The organism is Phycicoccus sp. CSK15P-2 (assembly GCF_016888005.1).
In the GTDB taxonomy this organism is placed as follows: domain Bacteria; phylum Actinomycetota; class Actinomycetes; order Actinomycetales; family Dermatophilaceae; genus Phycicoccus.
In genome coordinates this window covers 64,720-83,205 of record NZ_JAFDVE010000004.1, presented here as the reverse complement: position 1 = coordinate 83,205, position 18,486 = coordinate 64,720, and the positions used below count along the sequence as shown (strand labels likewise).

The window sequence follows — 18,486 nt, the reverse complement described above, 5'->3', positions numbered from 1 at the left end:
CACACCTCTCGAGCCTGCGGGGTCAGCTGTCGGGTTCGGGCTGAGGTCGCCCGGCCGTGCGGCCCGAGGGCCGTCCGGCTTCACCCCGAGGGACCGTGCGGACACGGCCCCGGAATTGGGTCCCCCGCTCCTGCCAGCGGATTGTCAACGAGGGCCCGCGGCGACTGACAGGACTCGGCGTCCGCCACGGGTGCTCGACCGATGCGTGGTCGAGCCGTGACGAACGTAGCACCGGAACGGCCCCTGGTCACAGAACGGTCACGAAGGAATCTCTCAGGGTTCGTCACCCGGACCGGTCGCCCCGGCTGGCCGTCGACATGCGACGAGGCCCCGACCGGAGGTGTCCGGTCGGGGCCTCGTGGTCGACGTCAGAAGTTGCAGGTGACGTGGACGTGGTCGTAGTGGTTGGCGGTCGCGGAGCCGCGGTCGGCCATCATCTTCCAGCCCTCGCCGGGAGCCCAGTAGCGCTGCTGCCAGATGAGGTACTTGACGTTGAACTCACCGACGTGCGCCTGGACGTACGCGGCGATCGCGTCCCCCTGGGCCGCACTGCCGATCATGAAGTCGATGGCCTGGCCCGTGCCGTGCTCGTCGTTGGAGGCCCGGCGTCCGCCGATGGACGGCGGCCCGTAGGCGGAGTCGACGGCCGAGCACAGTCGCTGCGCGTTGGGGATGAGCCCGATGCCCGTGCACCTGCCGGTGAGCGAACCGGACCAGGACTTGGCCGTGACCGAGGCGCTCGACGACCCGGAGGGCGAGCTCTCCGCCGCGGGCTTCGGGGTGGGGGTGGGCTTGGGCGTCGGTTTCGCGACGGCCTTGACGCCACCGACGCCGACGGCCTCGGGCTGGCGTGGCGTCGCGCCGGCCGGAGCCGAGACGGCGGGAGCGGGCACCTCCCGGGAGTCCGACCGCGAGGCGCGTTCGGACGAGCCTCGCTCGACGAGCGCCGCGGCGGTCAGGGAGTCGGCGGCGACGGCCGCGGGCTCGGTCCCGGCGTCGGCGATCTCGGCCGGGATGGTCAGGGCGACGGCGGCGCCGCCGACGACACCGAGGCTCGCGACAGACTTCATCGCGAACGAGGCGCCGAGGCGCGGGAAGCCGTCGGGCAGGCGGCGTACGCGGCCAGGCGCGCGGCGACGACCGGTGTGGCGGGTGGAACGCACAGGCAGATCTCTTCCGGGGCGGTGTACTACTCGCGAGTCACCGTACGGTACCGGAGGCCCTCACGTCACGTTTCGGTAACGCGTTGCCTGGGCGTGTTCTCAGGAACGGCCGTCAGACGGGGGCCACGAAGACGTGGGTCGCGATGTCGAGGGGCAGCGAGACGCCGGTGGCCTCGTCCGCGCCGTCGCGGCTCACGACGACCCGGTCCCCGTCACGACGCACCTGCGCGGGCTGCCCCGGGAGCAGGCCGGCCTCGGTGAGCAGGCCGAGCGCCTCGTGGTCGACCTGGACCGGTTCGCCGATCCGACGCACGACGACCTCCACGGGGTCCGCGGCGGCCACGCTGTCGAGGGTGCTGAGCCCGAGCCGGAAGTCGACGACCTCGCCGACCTCACCGAGCTCGTCGAGGCCCGGGATCGGGTTGCCGTACGGCGACTCGAGATGGCTGGGCAGGATCTCGAGGATCTTGCGCTCGACGCGGTCGGACATGACGTGCTCCCACCGGCAGGCCTCCTCGTGGACGTACTCCCACTCGAGACCGATGACGTCGACGAGCAGGCGCTCGGCGATGCGGTGCTTGCGCATGACGCGGGTGGCCAGCAGACGCCCCTCCTCGCTCAGCTCGAGGTGGCGGTCCCCCCCGACGCTCAGCAGACCGTCGCGCTCCATCCGGGCGACGGTCTGGGAGACGGTGGGCCCGGAGTGCCCCAACCGCTCGGCGATACGGGCCCGGAGCGGAGGGATGCCCTCTTCCTCGAGTTCGAAGATGGTCCGGAGGTACATCTCCGTGGTGTCGATGAGGTCCGTCACCCCGCCAGCCTAGTCCGCCGCACCGACGGGCGGCGCCGCCCGTCGCGGGTCGTAGCGCGGCAGCCAACGCAGGAGCCACAGGCCCCCGACCAGCGCGAGCGCGCCCACGGCGACACTGGCGGCCCCGATCGAGGCCACCGCCGCCAGCCCCCCGACCACCACCGAGGCACCGTTGTGCCCGACGAGGGAGAGCAGCCGCCACACGCCGAGGAAGGGGGCGCGGCCGACATCCGGCGCGGCATCCGCCCCCAGCGTCATGACGATGCCCGAGCCGAGACCGTTGCCGACCGACATGACGGCAGCCACGGCCCCGACGGCCAGGAGCGATCCGGTGAGTGGCAGGACGAGCAGCCCGAGCCCCAGCAGGACGGTGACGGGAAACGCCACCCACACCCGGCCACGGCGGTCCATGAGCGAGCCGGCCGGGTAGAAGAGGACGACCTCGACGAGGCCGGCGACCCCGAACACGAGCGAGGTCTGGGCGGCCGTGAGCCCGACGTGCTCGGCCCACAGCGGGACGACGACGACGCGGGACGACCGGGCCAGGCCGATCGCGAGGACGCCGAGCCCGACGGTCGCCAGCACCGCCCGGTGCCGGCGGACGACCTCGAGCACCGGCACCCGGGCCACCTCGTGGGCCGCGCCCACGGGTCGCGCGTGCGCGCCGAGGTCCGGTGAGGCCCAGGCGACCGCCGCCGCGACGAGGCCACCGACGACCGCGATGCCGAACGCGGCCTGGGGACCCGCCGCGTGCACGAGGGGCGCGCCGAGGAACGGGCCGACGAACAGCCCGATGCGGGTGACCCCGCCGAGCGTCGACATCGCCCGGGCACGCATCGACACAGGCGCCGCGGCGGTGAGGTAGGACTGCCGGGCGAGGAGGAAGACCGCACCCGTCGGCCCGGTGAGGACCATCGCGAGGGCGAACACCCACAGGGACGGGGCGAGCATGGCCACGAACGAGGCCGCAGCGTCCGCGACGCCCGCGAGGACGAGCGCCCGGCGCTCCCCCAACCGGTCGACGAGCACGCCGGCGGGGACGGCCGAGAGGAGCTCGGCCACCGTGCCGAGGCCGGCGAAGAGAGCGGCGAGCGAGACCGACGCGCCGAGGTCCCGGGCGCTCAGCGCGATGACCGGCATGGCCGCGCCGAGACCGACCGACCACGTCGCCGTGGGCCCGAAGGCCGGGACCGCGACCCGCCGCAGCGAGAACTCCTCCGCCATACCCCTCCCGACTATCTCGACATCAAGATACTCTCCTTCCGGACCCCGAGCGCGCCACCCATGGTCCTCCGGCGGCGGCCTCGGTTAGGTTGGCCGCGTGGAGCTGACCGTCCCCCGGCACTACTGCGGGCCGCCCGACTCGGCGAACGGCGGCTGGGTCGGCGGGGCCCTGGCGTCCCACGTCCGCAACGCCATCGACGCCCCCGCCGTGAGCGTCCGGCTGAGCTCGCCGCCCCCGCTCGACCGCCCGATGGCGGTCGTCGCCGACGACCCCGAGGTCCTGAGCGGCACCCCGGTGCTCCGCCTCCTCGACGGCGACGTCCTCGTCGCCACGGGGTCACCGGTCGCCGAGCTCGACGAGCCGGTGCCCGCCCCGGCCACTCCCGACGAGGCGCGGGCCGCCGAGGAGCGCTACGAGGGCGCGGCGGACCATCCGTTCCCGCTGTGCTTCGCGTGCGGCACCGCACGCCCGCAGGGCGACGGCCTGCACCTGCGCCCGGGCCCGCTCGCCGACGGCTCGGGCCGGTACGCCACCACCTGGACCGTCACCGAGGACGTCAGCCGTGCCGTGTCGTGGGCGGCGCTCGACTGCCCCGGCGGCTGGGCGGCGGGGGTCGCGGGCCGCCCGATGGTCCTCGGCACGATGACCGCCCGCGTCTGGCGGGTGCCGAGCCCCGGCGAGGAGCTCGTCGTCACGGCCTGGAAGCGCGGCGGGGACGGCCGGCGACACCGTGCCGCGTCGGTGCTGCACGCGGCCGACGGCGAGATGCTGGGCCGTGCCGAGTCCACCTGGATCGCCGTCGACCCCGCGAGCTTCCGACCCCCGGTGACGTCATGAGCAGCACGGAACCGCGCACGGCGGTCGTCACCGGCGCGAGCAGCGGCATCGGTGCCGCCACCGCCCGGCTGCTCGCCGCAGAGGGCTTCCGGGTCGTGTGCGCGGCCCGGCGGGCCGACCGTGTCGAGGCGCTCGCGGCCGAGGTCGGTGGCGTCGCCGTCACCTGCGACGTCACCGTCGACGCCGACGTCGCCCGGCTCGCGGAGGTGGCGGGCGGGACCGTCCACGTCCTCGTCAACAACGCGGGCGGCGCGCTCGGGCTGGAGCCGGTGGCCGAGGCCGACCTCGACCTCTGGCAGCGGATGTACGACACGAACGTCCTCGGGACCCTGCGGGTGACGAAGGCGCTGCTGCCGGCGCTACGGGCCGCCGACGGCGAGGGTGTGGTCGTCAACGTCGGGTCGATCGCCGGGCTGCTCGCGTACGAGGGTGGCGGCGGCTACACCGTGGCCAAGCACGGTGTGCACGTGATGACCGAGACGCTGCGGCTCGAGCTCTACGACGAGCCGGTGCGGGTCACCGAGATCGCTCCCGGGATGGTGCACACGGAGGAGTTCTCGCTCACCCGGTTCGACGGCGACCAGGAGAAGGCCGACAAGGTGTACGAGGGCGTGCCCGGCCCGCTCGTCGCCGAGGACGTCGCCGACGCCGTCGTGTGGATGGCCACCCGGCCGGCCCACGTCAACGTCGACCTCCTCGTCATCAAGCCGCGGGCCCAGGCCGCCCCGCACAAGGTGCACCGCATCTCCTGACCCACCACCCCGCACCTTCCCTGCTCCCCGCCCCCCCCGCTCCCCTGGTCCCACCCTTTTTCGCCTCATGCCGGAAGGTGGCGGTTCGCACCCCGAACTTCGGGGTGCGCGACGCGAGGTTCCGGCACCAGGCGAGAAAGTCGTGGTGGCGGCGCGGTCAGGGCTGGCGACGGGAGACCGCCCACGACGCGGCGTCTCCGAGGTCGCCCTCCCCGGTGCGGGTGTAGATGATGCGGTCGTGCAGCCGGTCCCGCCGGCCGCCCCAGAGCTCGACCTCGTCGCACACGACGCGGTACCCGCCCCAGAAGTCCGGCACCGGCACGTCATCGTCCGAGCCGTGGTCCGGGAACTGCGCGGCCCGCTGCTCGAACGCGGCCTCGAGGTCGGCCCGCGACCCGGCGGGCTGCGACTGCTGCGACGCCCAGGCCGAGATCCGCGAGGCCCACGGCCGGGACGCCCAGTACGCGCGCAGCTCGGCGGCGTCGACGGGCACCGCCCGGCCCCGGAAGCGGACCGCGCGGAACATCGCCGGCCAGGTGAGCCCCGCCGCGACGGACGGGTTCGCCCCGAGCTCCAGGCCCTTCGTCGAGGTCGTCGCCGTGACGAAACCCGGCCCCCGCTCGTCGAAGAACCGCATGAGGACGGTGCGCACGTTCGGCCGGCCGTCGGCGTCCACGGTCGCGACCGCCATGGCGTAGGGCTCGGGGACGTCGTCCTGCGCGTCGGCGCGCGTAACGGCGTCGTCGACCCAGGCCTTTACCTGCGCGTACGGCGTCCCGAGCAGCTCGTCCTCGCTGATGCCCTCACCGGTGTAGTCGACGCGCCGCGGGTCCATGGCCATCACCCTAGGCCGCCCCGCGCCCCGACCTCCGCCGCCGGCCCCCGCGTGACCGGGCGCCCCGGAGGCGCCGGCGTGCGGACCGCGGAGAAGAGGCGGGTGTCACGGGGTCGGGTGGCGGGCGTCGTAGCGGACGAAGCCGCGCTGCCACAGCCCGAGCACGACGACGGCGCCCACGCACGCCGCTCCACCGGCGACGGCCGTCCAGCCCTCGCCCAGCCGCTCGGCGACGCCGCCCCCGGCGAGCTCCCCCAGCCGGGGGCCACCCGCGACGACGACGATGAACACCCCCTGCAGCCGCCCGCGCATCCGGTCCGGTGCCGCCGACTGCAGGATCGTCGTGCGGAACACCGCGCTCACCGAGTCGGCCGCGCCCGCGAACGCCATCGCGGCCAGGGCGCCGAGGAACGCGTGTCGCCGGTCGAGGACGCCGCCGGCGGCGAGCAGCGCCACCCCGAACCCCGCGATGCCGACGCCCCAGCCCGCCACGCTCACGAGGATCGCCAGACCCTGCCGGCGCACGCCACCGAGCCGGCCGGAGAGGAGCATCGCGAGGATGCCGCCGACCGCCGCGGCCGCGTACAGGGCGCCGACAGTCGTCGCGCCGCCGCCGAGGACCACCGCGCCGGCCGCGGGGAACAGCACCCGCGGCTGGGCGAGCAGCATGGCGGCGATGTCCGCGATGAACGTCATCCGCACGTTGGGCGCCGTCCCGAGGAACGCGAAGCCGTCGAGCACCGAGCGCACCCCTCGGCGGCGGGGCGCGCCGTCCTCGTCCGGCTCGGGCAGCACCGGGTGCAGCCGCCAGAGGCTGTACAGCGCACCGAGGGTGAGGACGGCGTCGACCGTGTACGCCGCCCGGTAGCCGCCGAGGTCGACGAGCACGCCGGAGAGCAGCGGACCCGCGGTGAGCGAGGTGTTCATCGCGAACACCGACAGCGCGTTGGCCGCGGGCAGCTGCTCGGGCTCGAGGATGCGCGGGTAGATGCTCGTCCGGGCCGGGCCGGACACCGCCGCCGCCCCGCTCCACACCGCGACGACGACGTACAGCAGCCACACCGACTGCACGCCGGCCCAGGCCTGCGCGGCGGCGACGACGCTCGTCGCGAACGCCACGACGGATGCGACGAGCCCGACGAGCCGGCGATCGTGGTGGTCCATCAGCGCCCCGCCGTAGAGGCCCATGACGACGAGCGGGACGAGCGCGAACAGCCCGACGACCCCCACCGACGCCGTCGACCCGGTGAGGTCGTACACCTGCAGGCCGATCGCGACGACGGCCATCTGCGAGCCGACGTTGGACAGCGTGAAGCCGGTCCACAGTCGGCGGTAGTCGGGGTTGCGCCGCATCGGGGTGAGGTCCGGGAGGAGCGAGCGCAGCACGCTCGCATCATCCCCCGTGGGCAGAGCCGACCCGCGGGCGGTCCGCGGGCGCCCCGGCCGCTAGCCTCGCGGGATGGCAGACACCGCCCGCATCGCTCTCCTCATCGACGCCGACAACGCCCGCGCCCGCCGCATCGACGTCGTGCTCGGCGAGCTGTCGACCATCGGCGAGACCACCATCCGCCGGGCGTACGGCAACTTCACGAAGCCCGGGCTCAAGGGATGGGTCGACATCCTCCACGAGCACGGCATCCGGCCGGTGCAGCAGTTCGACCTCACCCGCGGCAAGAACGCCAGCGACATGGCCCTGGCGGTCGACGCCGTCGAGATCCTGCACACCCAGCAGCCGGACGCCGTCGCCATCGTGTCCTCCGACGCCGACTTCACCCCGCTCGTCATGCACCTCAAGGAGCACGGCGTGCAGGTCTACGGGTTCGGGGACGCCAAGACCCCGGCGCCGTTCCAGAGCGCGTGCACCCGCTTCCTCGTCCTCGACCGCCTCTCGGCGCCGAGCGGCGACGACGACGAGGACGGTGCCCGCTCGCGCTCGGCCTCCGGCGGGCGGGGCGGCACGGCGCGGTCGACGACGAGGAAGACTGCGGCGCAGACGGCCGGGAAGAGCACCGCGAAGGCGGCCGAGAAGAGTGCCGACACGACCCCCGACAAGGGCTCCGAGAGGAGCGCCGCCGCGACCGACCCGGCGCCCACCGAACGGGCGTCGCGCTCGCAGCTACGCCAGGACGCCAAGCTCGTCGCGCTGCTGCGCCGGGCGGTCGACAGCGCCTCCGACGACTCCGGCTGGGCCAAGATCGGCACCGTCGGCCAGCGCATCTCCAACCAGTCCTCGTTCGACGCGCGCAACTACGGCTACGCCAAGCTGAGCAAGCTCATCGAGACCACCGACCTGTTCGAGATCCGCGACCCCGGGACCCCCGACATGGCCGTGCGCGACCCCCACGCGGGCTGAGTCGGACGGGCCGGACACCCCGGCATGCACAATGGGGGCCCGCCCGACATCGGCGACGAGCGAGAGGCACCCCGCATGACGACGCAGTCCGACCCGACCTTCTCCCCGGGCCTCGAAGGGGTCATCGCCTTCGAGAGCGAGATCGCCGAGCCCGACAAGGAGGGCGGCGCGCTGCGGTACCGCGGCGTCGACATCAAGGACCTCGTCGGACGTGTCTCCTTCGGCCAGGTCTGGGGTCTGCTCGTCGACGGAGAGCTCGACCCCGGCCTGCCGCCGGCCGAGCCCTTCCCGCTCCCGGTCCGCACCGGGGACATCCGGGTCGACGTCCAGTCGGCCGTGGCGCAGCTCGCGCCGCTGTGGGGGTTCAAGCCGTTGCTCGACATCGACGACGCCGAGGCGCGCGAGAACCTGGCTCGGGCGTCGGTCATGGCGCTGTCGTTCATCGGGCAGTCGGCGCACGGCGTCGGGCAGCCGATGGTGCCGCAGTCCGAGGTCGACAAGGGGCGCACGATCCCCGAGCGGTTCATGATCCGCTGGCGCGGCGAGCCCGACCCGAAGCACGTCGAGGCCATCGACGCCTACTTCATCTCGGCGGCCGAGCACGGCGTCAACGCCTCGACCTTCACGGCGCGGGTCATCGCCTCCACCGGGGCGGACGTCGCGGCCTGCCTGTCCGGCGCCATCGGGGCGCTGTCCGGGCCGCTGCACGGCGGGGCCCCGTCCCGGGCGCAGCACATGATCGAGGGCGTCGAGCGGATGGGTGACGCGTCGCGGTACGTGACGTCCGTCCTCGACCGCAAGGAGCGGCTGATGGGCTTCGGGCACCGCGTGTACCGGGCCTACGACCCGCGGGCGGCCGTGCTGCGCGACACGTGCAGGCGGCTCGGCGCTCCCCGGTACGAGGTGGCGCTCGAGCTCGAGAAGGCGGCCATCGCACAGCTGGCCGAGCGGTACCCCGAGCGCCGGATGGAGACCAACGTCGACTTCTGGGCCGCGGTGCTGCTCGACTTCGCCGACGTGCCCGGCGAGATGATGACGCCGCTGTTCGTCTGCGCGCGCACGGCCGGGTGGTCGGCGCACATCCTGGAGCAGAAGCGCACCGGACGGCTCATCCGGCCCAGCTCGCGCTACGTCGGCCCCGGCGAGCGCCCGCTCTCCGCCGTGCCCGGCTATCGCACCCCCGCCTGACCAGGGTCGGTCGGCCCACCGGCCTCAGGCGTCGCGCAGACCGGGCCCCGCGTCGGCGACCCAGGTCCGCAGCGTGCCGGCCGGACGTCCGAGGACCCGCTCGACCGTGTCCGTGACGGGAGCGAAGACCCCGGCCCGCACCCGGTCGTAGGTGAGGGCCGTCAACTCGCGCTCGAACCCGTCGAGCCCCGCCAACCCCGCGTCGACGCCCACGTCCCGCGGCTGCACCGGCGACCCGCCGAGGCCCGCCGACAGGACCGCTGCGGTCTCCTCCAGCGTGAGCGACTCCGGGCCGGTCAGCTCGTGGACCGCCCGCGCGTGGCCCTCGTCCAGCAATGCCGCCGCCGCGACGGCCGCGATGTCCCGCGCGTCGATCCACGCCAGGGCGGCGCCGCCGGTGGGGAAGGGCAGCGTGCGGTCGTCGACCACGACGTCCCGGAAGAAGCGGGGGTCGCCGAGCACCTGCATGAACCAGCTCGGCCGCAGCACCGACCAGTCGCCGGGGTGCCGCGTGACGGCGGCCTCGGCCCGCATCGCCCAGCCCTCCGGACCCTCGGTGTCGGCGGACCGCTCCGAGAGCAGGACGACCCGCGTGGTCGGCGACACCCGGTCGACGAGAGCGCCGACGAGCTCCGGGGCATCGGCGCGGTCCGGCCGGACGACCTGGACGGCGTCGACCCCCAGGAGGGCGCCCGCCCAGCCCTCCTGGTCGTCCCAGGAGAAGCTCACGGGTACGACACCGGGGAGGTCGACGCGCTCCGGCGTGCTGCTCCCCCCGCGCACCTCGACGCCGCGTGCCGTGAGCAGACCGGCCAGCGGGACCCCGGTCTTGCCTCGGACTCCCGTGATCAGCACCCGGGTCATCGCGCTGTCCCTCCACCTCGCCCTCCGACGGAGCCGGCCGGCCCCACCACCCTCGACGGTCTCACGGCGCCGGCCCGGCGGCGGACCCGGTCGTGGCCCGCGGCCCCGGACGGACCCGTCGTCAGTCGACGACCTTGTTCTCGAGGTGGCGCGGGGGCGGCGGGACGTCCTCCTCGCGCTTGGTCTCCGCCGACACGACGTAGGCCTCGCCGCGCCCGATCCCCTCGGCGGCCGCCGTCACCCACGACGGCGCCCGGGGCGGCAGGCCTCGGGCCTCGATCCGTCCGCGCAGCTCCTCGGCCGCGCCGTCGACGGTCCAGTCCCGTGGGGTCCGGACGAGGTCGTCGAGGATCTCCTGGAGCGCCGCCTCCCGCGCCCGGACCTCGAGGTACTGCTCGTCCTCACCGCTGATCATCGACACTCCGTCCTTCGTCAGGTCCTCCGTCTCCCGCCACGGTGCAACGCCGACCCGCCCGCACGCCCCGCGACGACCTCACCCGCCCCGCCGCGTCGAGGTTTGCCCGGGCGCCCGCCCCATGGCCTCTGCCCAGCAGGTGGACCCGATGTCCGGCATCCGGGCAGCACCTGTGACGATGGAACCCGGTCGAGCCGTCGACGGTGCCGGCCCGACCGCCTCCGGCGCCACCGTTCCGCGCCACCGCCGCGCGCACCGCACGGCGGCCGACCGACCACGGAGACCCCACGTGAGCGACGCCCCCATCACCATCCCCGCCGACCTGCTGCCCGCCGACGGTCGCTTCGGGTCCGGACCCTCCAAGGTCCGCCCGGCGCAGGTCGAGGCGCTCTCCTCCATCGGCCGCACGGTGCTCGGGACGTCTCACCGGCAGGCACCGGTGAAGAACCTCGTCAAGGCCGTCCGCGAGGGCCTCGGCACGTTCTTCGACCTGCCGGACGGCTACGAGGTCGTCCTCGGCAACGGCGGGTCCACGGCGTTCTGGGACATCGCCGCGTTCGGTCTGGTCCGCGGCCGCGCCCAGCACCTGTCCTTCGGCGAGTTCTCGTCCAAGTTCGCGTCCGTCACGAAGAAGGCGCCGTTCCTCGGCGAGCCCACCGTCATCACCTCCGAGCCGGGCACCCGCCCCGACCCGGTGGCCGAGGCCGGCGTCGACGTCTACGCGTGGGCCCACAACGAGACCTCCACCGGCGTCATGACCGACGTCCGGCGGGTCGACGGTGCGGACGACGACGCGCTCGTGCTCATCGACGCCACGTCCGGCGCCGGCGGCCTGCCCGTCGACGTCTCCCAGGCGGACGTCTACTACTTCGCGCCGCAGAAGTCCTTCGCATCGGACGGCGGCCTCTGGATCGGCCTGTTCTCCCCCGCGGCCCTCGCCCGTGTCGAGGAGATCGCCGGCACCGGCCGCTGGGTCCCCGACTTCTTCAGCCTGCCGACCGCGATCGACAACTCACGCAAGGACCAGACGTACAACACCCCGGCCGTCGCGACCCTCGCCATGCTCGCGGCCCAGGTCGAGTGGCTCAACGGCAACGGCGGCCTCGACTGGGCCACCGCCCGCACCTCGGACTCCTCGGGTCGCCTCTACGCGTGGGCCGAGCGGACCGGCTACACGAGCCCGTACGTCAGCGACCCCGCCCACCGCAGCCAGGTCGTCGCGACGGTCGACTTCGACGACGCGGTCGACGCCTCGGCCGTCGCGAAGACGTTGCGCGCCAACGGCGTCGTCGACGTCGAGCCGTACCGCAAGCTCGGCCGCAACCAGCTGCGGGTCGCGTGCTTCCCGGCCGTCGAGCCCGACGACGTGAGCAAGCTCTTGGGGGGTCCCGCGCGGGGGGGGGGGCGCCGCGGCCCCCCCCCCCCCCCCCCGGGCCCCGCCCCGCCCCCCGGGGGGGGGGGGGGCCGCCGCGCGTCGGGGACGGTGACGCTCAGGCGACGAGCGCGTACACGACGGCGACGACGACGAGCACCGCGAGGACGCCGAGGGTCATCCGGCGGCGGAACAGCGGCGTCACCGGGCCGGCTCCGGCATCGGGACGTGCTCGTCATGACGGTCGCGCACGACCGGCTCGGACGTCACCGAGACCCGCGGCCGCCGCTGGGACTCGTAGCTGACCCGCACGTTCTCGGAACGGCCGAGCCAGACGGCCACGGCGACCAGCGTCAGCCCGACGGCGACCGACCCCACCCCGATGGTCCAGCGCGGCCCGAACTGCTCGGCGACCCACCCGACCATCGGTGCCCCCACGGGTGTGCCGCCCATGAAGATCGCCATGTAGAGGGCCATGACCCGGCCACGCATCTCCGGTGCGACCCGAGTCTGCACCATCGCGTTGGCCGTGGTCAGCGCCGTGAGGGCGGTCAGGCCGACCGGGACGAGGGACGCGGCGAACGTCCAGTACGTGGGTGCCGCCGCGGACAGCGCGGAGAACACCGTGAACCCGACGAGCGAGAGGAGCAGCACGCGCAGCCGGGGCTGCTTCCGTCGGGCCGACAGCAGCGCCGCCGACAGCGACCCCACCGCCATGACCGAGCCGAGCAGCCCGAACTCGCCGGCCCCCTTGTCGAAGACCTGCGTCGCCATGAGGGCCATCGTGATCTGGAAGTTCATCCCGAACGTGCCGAACACGAAGACGAGCACGAGGACCAGCTGGATGTCGCGGCGGTGCCGTACGTAGGCGAACCCCTCGCGGATGCCGCCGCGCGCCCGGGCCCGGGACGGTGAGCGCAGCTCGGAGACCGTGAGCATCCCGAGCGCGCCGAGGACGAACACGAAGGTCAGGGTGTTGAGCAGCAGCGCCTCACCGGTGCCCCACCAGTGGATGACGAGCCCGGCGAGCCCGGGCCCCACGAGCCGCCCGGTGTTGAACGAGGCCGAGTTCAGCGCGACGGCGTTGGCCAGCTTGTCGGCGGGCACCATCTCGGAGACGAACGCCTGTCGGGCCGGGTTGTCGATGGCGGTCGTCACGCCTTGGACCAGGGCGATGGCGTAGACGTGCCACAGCCGCGCGGCGCCGGTGACGGCGAGGACGCCGAGCACGAGGCTGGTGAGGGCCAGCATGCTCTGGGTGACGACGAGGATGCGTCGGCGCGAGAACCGGTCGGCGACGAGCCCGGCCCACGGCGCGAGCAGGAGGAAGGGCAGGAACTGCAACCCGGTGACGACGCCGAGCGCCGTCGCCGAGCCCGCGGTGAGCACGGTGAGGACGAGCCAGTCCTGGCCGACCCGGCCCATCCACGTGCCGATGTTCGACACGAGACCGCCGACGAACCACAGGCGGTAGTTGCGGACCTCGAGCGATGTGAAGGTCGGGCTCATTCGGCGGCCACCCGTTCGAGCAGGGCGGTGGCCTCGACGAGGAGGGCACGCTCGGCGTCGGTGAGGTGCTCGAGCCGGGTCGCGAGCCAGAGGTCCCGGCGGCGTCGGGTCTCCTTGATCGCCCGGCGACCGTCCGCGGTGAGCGAGAGGATGACCTGCCGGCCGTCCTGCGGGTCGTCGGCCCGGTCGACCAGTCCTCGGTCGACGAGCCCAGCCACCGTGCGCGTCATGCTCGGTGCGGACACCCGCTCGATGTCGGCGAGCTCCTTGGGAGTGCTCGGGCCGTCCTCGAGCCGGGCGAGGATGGAGAACTGGTGCGGCGCGACGTCGGCCGTGCTCTCGAACCGGGCCCGCCGCGAGATCCGCATGCACGCCATGCGCAGGTCGCTCGTGAGGCGGTCCTTCTGGGCGCGGGTGAGCGTCGGGGCGGAGGCGGACATGGGGGCTCCAGGCTTCGGTGGGCGGTCGGTCGTTAGCACAACTCATTACGTCTGCTAACTATTCCGTCCCGCCCACCGCACGCCTCATGAGCGCCCATCGCTCACGGGGTGCGCGCCCGCCGCCGGGGCACCGGATGCGCGCCCATCCCTCATGGGGTGTGCGCCCGCCGTCTGGGGGCCGGCGCGTGCCGTCCACTCGCGGCGAGGCGCGGGGTCAGCCCCCGGAGGCGACGGAGGTGATCGGCTCGATGAAGAAGTACACGACGAACAGCGCGGCCGTGACCCACATCATCGGGTGCACCTGGCCGGCCTTGCCCCGCACCACCTTGATGAGCACGAAGGCCACGAACCCGGCGCCGATGCCCACGGTGATCGAGTACGTGAAGGGCATGAGGATGATCGTGAGGAAGGCCGGGATGGCGATCTCGAGGTCGTCCCAGGAGATCTGGGTGACCTGCTGCATCATGAGGAAGCCGACGAGCACGAGCGCCGGTACGGCGGCCTCGTTCGGGATGACCTGCACGAGCGGCGCGAAGACGACCGCCACGAGGAACAGCAGCCCGGTGACGACCGACGCCAGACCGGTGCGCGCCCCCTCGCCCACGCCGGACGCCGACTCGATGTAGGACGTGTTCGACGAGACGCCCGCCGCGCCACCGGCGGCCGCGGCCACGGAGTCCACGACGAGGATGCGCTGGGTGTTCGGCGGGTTGCCCTCCTCGTCGAGCAGGCCGGCCTCGGCGCCGATCGCCGTCATCGTCCCCATCGTGTCGAAGAAGTCGGCGAGCATCAGCGTGAACACGAGCAGCACGGCGGCGACGACCCCGACCCGCGAGAAGGAGCCGAGCAGGCTGAACTCGCCGAGCGTCCCGAAGCTCACCGACGCGATCTCGTCCGGCCAGGCCGGCACGTTGAGGTTCCACCCGGTCGGGTTGACGATGTTCTCGCCGTCGGCGTCGACGCCCGTGACGGTGGGCCCGACCTCGGCGACGGCCTCGACGACGAACGCGACGACCGTCATCGTGAGGATCGAGATGATGATGGCGCCCTTCACCCGGCGCACCCAGAGGGCGACGACGAGGACCAGCCCGAGAGCGAAGACGAGGGAGGGCCACCCGGCCAGCTGTCCGCCGACGCCGAGCTCCACCGGTACCGGGCCGGTACCCGTCCTCCGCACGAACCCCGCGTCGACCAGGCCGATGAGCGCGATGAACAGGCCGATCCCGACCGAGATGGCCACCTTGAGCTGGGCCGGGACGGCGTGGAAGACGGCCTGCCGGAAGCCGGTGAGGACGAGCACGAGGATGATGACGCCCTCGAGGACGACGAGCCCCATCGCGTCCGCCCAGGTCATCCGGCTCGCGATGGCGTACGCGACGAAAGCGTTGAGACCGAGGCCCGTCGCCAGGGCGAGCGGGTAGTTCGCGACGACCCCCATGAGGATCGTGAGGACCCCGGCGACGAGCGCCGTACCGGCCGCGATGGCCGGCAGGTTCGGTGCGTCACCACCGCCGAGGAACCTCCCGTCGGCGTCCTGGACGAACCCGAGGATGAGCGGGTTGAGGACGACGATGTAGGCCATCGTGAAGAACGTCGCGAACCCACCACGTACCTCGCGGCCGACCGTCGAGCCGCGTTCGGAGATGTGGAAGAACCGCTCGAGCGCGCCGCCCGGGGCGCGGGTCGTGTCACGGGCCGGGGTGGTGGTCTTCGCCATGAGCCGCAGGGTAGTGGGACCCCGAGGGCCGTGCGTTTCCAGAGCGTTACGGTCCCACTGGATAGGCTGACGGCGTGACCGACGACAGCCCTGCCCCGCCGCGGCCACCGGCCCTCGGGGACGCCGCGCCCGTCGAGCCGCCCACCGTGCCCACCCGGACGCTCGCCCTCGTCGGCACCGGCCTGTGGGCCCTCGCCCTCCTTGTCACGCTGGCCGTTCCGGCTCTGCACACCGGCGAGCGGTCCTGGTGGCCGTGGACCTGCGTCACGGGCATCGCCCTGGGCGTGTTCGCCTGGTGGTACGTGCGGCGCGGCAGGGGCAACGCCGGCGCCGCATGACCAGGCCGGGCGACCGCGCGGCCGCCCCGCTCAGGAGACGTCGAGCGCGTCGTCGTCGAGGATCGGCGCGGACACCTTCTCGGGGGCAGGCGCCTCGACGTCGACCTCGGAGTGCGCACCACAGCCGTGGTCGAGGCTGACGACCGAGCCGTCCGAGGGGGACCACGCGTTGGCGCAGACCCCGAAGACCGTCCGGAGCGCGCCGGCCATGGGGAGGAAGAACCCGCACGTGGCGCAGGCCTCGGCCGCCTTGGTGGCGAGCGGCGCGGCGGGCCCGTGCTCGCCGTCGTACCAGCGCTGTGCGGCGGCGTCGCGACCCTCCGCGGACAGCACGCGCGGCCGGCCGAGGCCCAGCTCCCAGAGGGCCACGGCGTCGACGTCCTCGTCGCCGGTGGCCTCGAAGCCGGGTTCGAGCAGCGGGTCGTCCTCGACGAACGGCGTGACGTCGCCGGGGCCGAGGTCGCCCGGGGCGAGCCGGGAGGCGTAGGGCACCCACTCCGGGGAGAGCAGCGCGCCGTCGCCCGGCACGAGGTCGACCTCGCAGACCGTGACGGTCTTCGATCGCGGCACCCGGGCCACCGAGACGGCCCAGCGCCAGCCGCGGTAGGCGGCCACCGCGGCGGCGAAGTAGTGCGTGCCGAGGCGCTCCTCGACCATCTCCATCCCGAGGTGGTCCCCGACGGCGTCGGGGCCGGCGACCTCGGCAGCCGCCGCACGGGCGGCCTCGGCACCCCCGCGCAGCGTGGCGTCGGGGCGGAGGGCGGTTGCGGCGGCCATCAGGCCTCGAGGTCGCCGGCGACGGCGCGCAGGACCTGGGCGAGCTTGGCGCCGTGCGCCTTGTCGGGGTAGTGCCCGCGACGCAGCGACTCGGAGACGTCGTCGAGGAGCTTGATGACGTCCTCGACGATGACGACCATCTCGTCCGCGGGCTTGCGGTCGCGGACCTTGCGGTTGGTCGAGACCGACGGCGCGGGGTCGAGGAGCCGGACGGCCATCGCCTGCGCGCCACGGCGGCCCTCCGCGATGCTGAACTCGATGCGCTGGCCGCCCTTGAGGCCGGTCACCCCCTCCGGCAGGGCCGATGCGGGGACGAAGACGTCACCCTCACCGGCGTCGCCGGCCACGAAACCGAAGCCCTTCTCGGCGTCGAAGAACTTCACCTTGCCACTCGGCACGGTCCACCTCATCCGTCGTCGTGCTGCACGGCACCCGGCGGGCACCGACGCTCAAGGCTAGCCGCTCCGGTCCGCCCTGCGCTGCCCGGTTCCGACAGCGACCGGGCCGCCGTACCGGCTCCGCGACAGCACCGCGTGCGCGCTCGTCGGCGGCGCGTGCGAGTCTGGGCCGGTGTCCGACACCGTCGAGGCCCCGCCACCGCGCGAGCCTCCTCCCGGAACGCCCTCCCAGCCCCGGCGCCTCACCCTGCGCGCCTTCTGGGCGGCTCTTCCGCCGGCGGGGCGATGGCTGCTCTCCACGATCGCGATCTCCACGCTCGGGCGGGGGCTGACCCTGCCGTTCACCGTCATCTACATCCACGAGGTCAGAGGCGTCCCGCTCGACGTCGCAGGCGCGCTGATGGCGCTCATCGGGGTCGTCGCGGTGGTCGTCACCGCACCCGTCGGCATCCTCACCGACCGGCTCGGCGCCCGCCGCGTCGTGGTCGCAGGGCTGCTCGCGCAGGTCCTCGGGGTGACCGTCATCGCCTTCGCCTCCAGCGTCCCGGTGCTCGCCGTCGCGCTGGGCCTCCTCGGGGTCAGCTTCGGCGCCGGCCGGCCGGCCTCCAGCGCGATGATCGCGAGCATCGTCGGCGGCCGGCTGCGGGTGCAGTACTTCGGTGTCAACTTCGCGCTCGTCAACCTCGGGATCGGCGTCGGCGGGGTGATCGGCGGGTTCGTCGCCGACGTCGACCGCCCGGGCACGTTCACCGCCGTCTTCCTCGCCGACGCGGTGTGCCTGCTCGTCCCGGTCGTCCTGCTCCTCGGACCGCTGCGCCGGGTCGCGGGGCGGGTTCCGGCGTCCGACGACTCCCCGGCCGGTGCGGGGTACCTCGCCATCCTGCGCCGCCCCGCGGTGCTCTGGGTCACGGCACTGACCTTCCTGACGAGCTTCGCCGGCTACGGGCAGCTGGAGACCGGGTTCCCCGCGTTCGCCCGGCAGGTCAGCGAGGTCTCCACCCGGACGGTCGGCCTGGCGTTCGCCGCGAACACCGCGGTGATCGTGCTCATGCAGTTCCTCGTCCTGCGGCTCATCGACGGCCATCGGCGCACCCGGGTGCTCCTCGTGCTCGGCGGGGTGTGGGTTGCCTCGTGGCTCCTCCTGGGGTCCACCGGCGTCGTCTCCGGGACCCTCGCCGCCAGCGCGGGCGTCGTGCTGTTCCTCGCCCTCTTCGGGCTGGGCGAGACCTTGCTCCAGCCCACGGTGCCGGCGATCGTCAACGACCTCGCGAGCGAACGGGACCGTGGCCGGTACAACGCGGTGTCCGCCATGGCCATGCAGATGGGGGCCGTCACCGCGCCCGTCGTCGCGGGGCTGATGCTCGACCGGCGTCTCGGCGGGATGTTCGTCGCGCTGCTGCTCGGCTGCCTCCTGGTGGTCGCCGGGCTCGCGCTGGCGCTCGAGCGCAGCATCACCGCGGAGGTCAACGGGGTCACCGACACCTGAGCGCCG

Annotated in this window: 18 protein-coding genes, 1 pseudogene and 1 riboswitch; of the genes and pseudogenes, 7 read left to right on the top strand and 12 right to left on the bottom strand. The window is 73.9% G+C overall.

Features of this window, described 5'->3' with window-relative positions; translation table 11 throughout:
- A riboswitch (cyclic di-AMP (ydaO/yuaA leader) is annotated at nucleotides 1-153 on the bottom strand.
- A 215-nt stretch (nucleotides 154-368) separates the two neighbouring features.
- The 3 genes from JQN72_RS18170 to JQN72_RS03255 form a co-directional block, all read right to left on the bottom strand.
- Nucleotides 369-1,163, bottom strand: coding sequence for a hypothetical protein (locus JQN72_RS18170; protein ID WP_239100038.1), 795 nt, complete (start codon nucleotides 1,161-1,163; stop codon nucleotides 369-371).
- A gap of 112 nt (nucleotides 1,164-1,275) precedes the next feature.
- Complete coding sequence (locus JQN72_RS03260; RefSeq protein WP_204133732.1) at nucleotides 1,276-1,974, bottom strand: metal-dependent transcriptional regulator; 699 nt, start codon at nucleotides 1,972-1,974, stop codon at nucleotides 1,276-1,278.
- A gap of 9 nt (nucleotides 1,975-1,983) precedes the next feature.
- On the bottom strand, nucleotides 1,984-3,198 hold the full coding sequence (locus tag JQN72_RS03255) for an MFS transporter (protein ID WP_204133731.1): 1,215 nt from the start codon (nucleotides 3,196-3,198) through the stop codon (nucleotides 1,984-1,986).
- A gap of 97 nt (nucleotides 3,199-3,295) precedes the next feature.
- Here JQN72_RS03255 and JQN72_RS03250 point away from each other — a divergent pair, with 97 nt between their 5' ends.
- Both JQN72_RS03250 and JQN72_RS03245 read left to right on the top strand, forming a co-directional pair.
- On the top strand, nucleotides 3,296-4,036 hold the full coding sequence (locus tag JQN72_RS03250) for a hypothetical protein (RefSeq protein ID WP_204133730.1): 741 nt from the start codon (nucleotides 3,296-3,298) through the stop codon (nucleotides 4,034-4,036).
- On the top strand, nucleotides 4,033-4,788 hold the full coding sequence (locus tag JQN72_RS03245; RefSeq protein ID WP_204133729.1) for an SDR family NAD(P)-dependent oxidoreductase: 756 nt from the start codon (nucleotides 4,033-4,035) through the stop codon (nucleotides 4,786-4,788). Before JQN72_RS03250 ends, JQN72_RS03245 begins: the two co-directional genes overlap by 4 nt.
- Before the next feature lie 157 nt (nucleotides 4,789-4,945).
- On the opposite strand, the gene pdxH is transcribed toward JQN72_RS03245, so the two are convergent.
- Both pdxH and JQN72_RS03235 read right to left on the bottom strand, forming a co-directional pair.
- A complete protein-coding gene (gene pdxH / locus JQN72_RS03240) occupies nucleotides 4,946-5,623 on the bottom strand; it encodes a pyridoxamine 5'-phosphate oxidase (RefSeq protein WP_204133728.1) in 678 nt (225 codons plus the stop codon).
- 105 nt (nucleotides 5,624-5,728) lie between these two features.
- Nucleotides 5,729-7,009, bottom strand: a complete 1,281-nt coding sequence (locus JQN72_RS03235) for an MFS transporter (protein WP_307812390.1) — start codon at nucleotides 7,007-7,009, stop codon at nucleotides 5,729-5,731.
- 73 nt (nucleotides 7,010-7,082) lie between these two features.
- Between JQN72_RS03235 and JQN72_RS18165 the strand changes: the two genes are divergently transcribed.
- Complete coding sequence (locus tag JQN72_RS18165; protein ID WP_239100037.1) at nucleotides 7,083-7,976, top strand: NYN domain-containing protein; 894 nt, start codon at nucleotides 7,083-7,085, stop codon at nucleotides 7,974-7,976.
- Between the two features lie 75 nt (nucleotides 7,977-8,051).
- Nucleotides 8,052-9,164, top strand: a complete 1,113-nt coding sequence (locus JQN72_RS03225) for a citrate synthase 2 (protein WP_204133727.1) — start codon at nucleotides 8,052-8,054, stop codon at nucleotides 9,162-9,164.
- 24 nt (nucleotides 9,165-9,188) lie between these two features.
- Here JQN72_RS03225 and JQN72_RS03220 read toward each other — a convergent pair whose 3' ends face one another.
- Complete coding sequence (locus tag JQN72_RS03220; protein ID WP_204133726.1) at nucleotides 9,189-10,028, bottom strand: nucleoside-diphosphate sugar epimerase; 840 nt, start codon at nucleotides 10,026-10,028, stop codon at nucleotides 9,189-9,191.
- A 121-nt stretch (nucleotides 10,029-10,149) separates the two neighbouring features.
- A complete protein-coding gene (locus tag JQN72_RS03215; protein ID WP_204133725.1) occupies nucleotides 10,150-10,443 on the bottom strand; it encodes a hypothetical protein in 294 nt (97 codons plus the stop codon).
- Nucleotides 10,444-10,732: 289 nt separating this feature from the next.
- Here JQN72_RS03215 and serC point away from each other — a divergent pair.
- Nucleotides 10,733-11,824, top strand: a pseudogene (gene serC / locus JQN72_RS03210) (phosphoserine transaminase); the annotation flags it as partial.
- A gap of 192 nt (nucleotides 11,825-12,016) precedes the next feature.
- On the opposite strand, the gene JQN72_RS03205 reads toward serC, so the two are convergent.
- From JQN72_RS03205 to JQN72_RS03195, 3 genes are all read right to left on the bottom strand, one after another.
- The gene (locus JQN72_RS03205) at nucleotides 12,017-13,324 is read right to left on the bottom strand and encodes an MFS transporter (RefSeq protein ID WP_204133724.1); all 1,308 of its coding nucleotides are present in this window, start codon (nucleotides 13,322-13,324) and stop codon (nucleotides 12,017-12,019) included.
- Nucleotides 13,321-13,764, bottom strand: a complete 444-nt coding sequence (locus tag JQN72_RS03200) for a MarR family winged helix-turn-helix transcriptional regulator (RefSeq protein ID WP_204133723.1) — start codon at nucleotides 13,762-13,764, stop codon at nucleotides 13,321-13,323. The genes JQN72_RS03205 and JQN72_RS03200 overlap by 4 nt, the downstream gene beginning before the upstream one ends.
- Nucleotides 13,765-13,978: 214 nt before the next feature.
- Complete coding sequence (locus tag JQN72_RS03195) at nucleotides 13,979-15,481, bottom strand: NCS2 family permease (protein ID WP_204133722.1); 1,503 nt, start codon at nucleotides 15,479-15,481, stop codon at nucleotides 13,979-13,981.
- A 74-nt stretch (nucleotides 15,482-15,555) separates the two neighbouring features.
- Here JQN72_RS03195 and JQN72_RS03190 point away from each other — a divergent pair, with 74 nt between their 5' ends.
- Nucleotides 15,556-15,819, top strand: a complete 264-nt coding sequence (locus JQN72_RS03190; RefSeq protein WP_204133721.1) for a DUF2530 domain-containing protein — start codon at nucleotides 15,556-15,558, stop codon at nucleotides 15,817-15,819.
- A gap of 30 nt (nucleotides 15,820-15,849) precedes the next feature.
- Here JQN72_RS03190 and JQN72_RS03185 read toward each other — a convergent pair whose 3' ends face one another.
- Nucleotides 15,850-16,596, bottom strand: coding sequence for a DUF3027 domain-containing protein (locus tag JQN72_RS03185; protein WP_204133720.1), 747 nt, complete (start codon nucleotides 16,594-16,596; stop codon nucleotides 15,850-15,852).
- A complete protein-coding gene (locus JQN72_RS18775) occupies nucleotides 16,596-16,994 on the bottom strand; it encodes a cold-shock protein (protein ID WP_204133719.1) in 399 nt (132 codons plus the stop codon). The genes JQN72_RS03185 and JQN72_RS18775 overlap by 1 nt, the downstream gene beginning before the upstream one ends.
- A gap of 172 nt (nucleotides 16,995-17,166) precedes the next feature.
- Between JQN72_RS18775 and JQN72_RS03175 the strand changes: the two genes are divergently transcribed.
- Nucleotides 17,167-18,480 carry an MFS transporter gene (locus JQN72_RS03175; RefSeq protein ID WP_204133718.1) on the top strand — a complete coding sequence of 438 codons (1,314 nt, stop codon included), beginning with the start codon at nucleotides 17,167-17,169 and terminating at the stop codon, nucleotides 18,478-18,480.
- The last annotated feature ends 6 nt before the right edge of the window (nucleotides 18,481-18,486 follow it).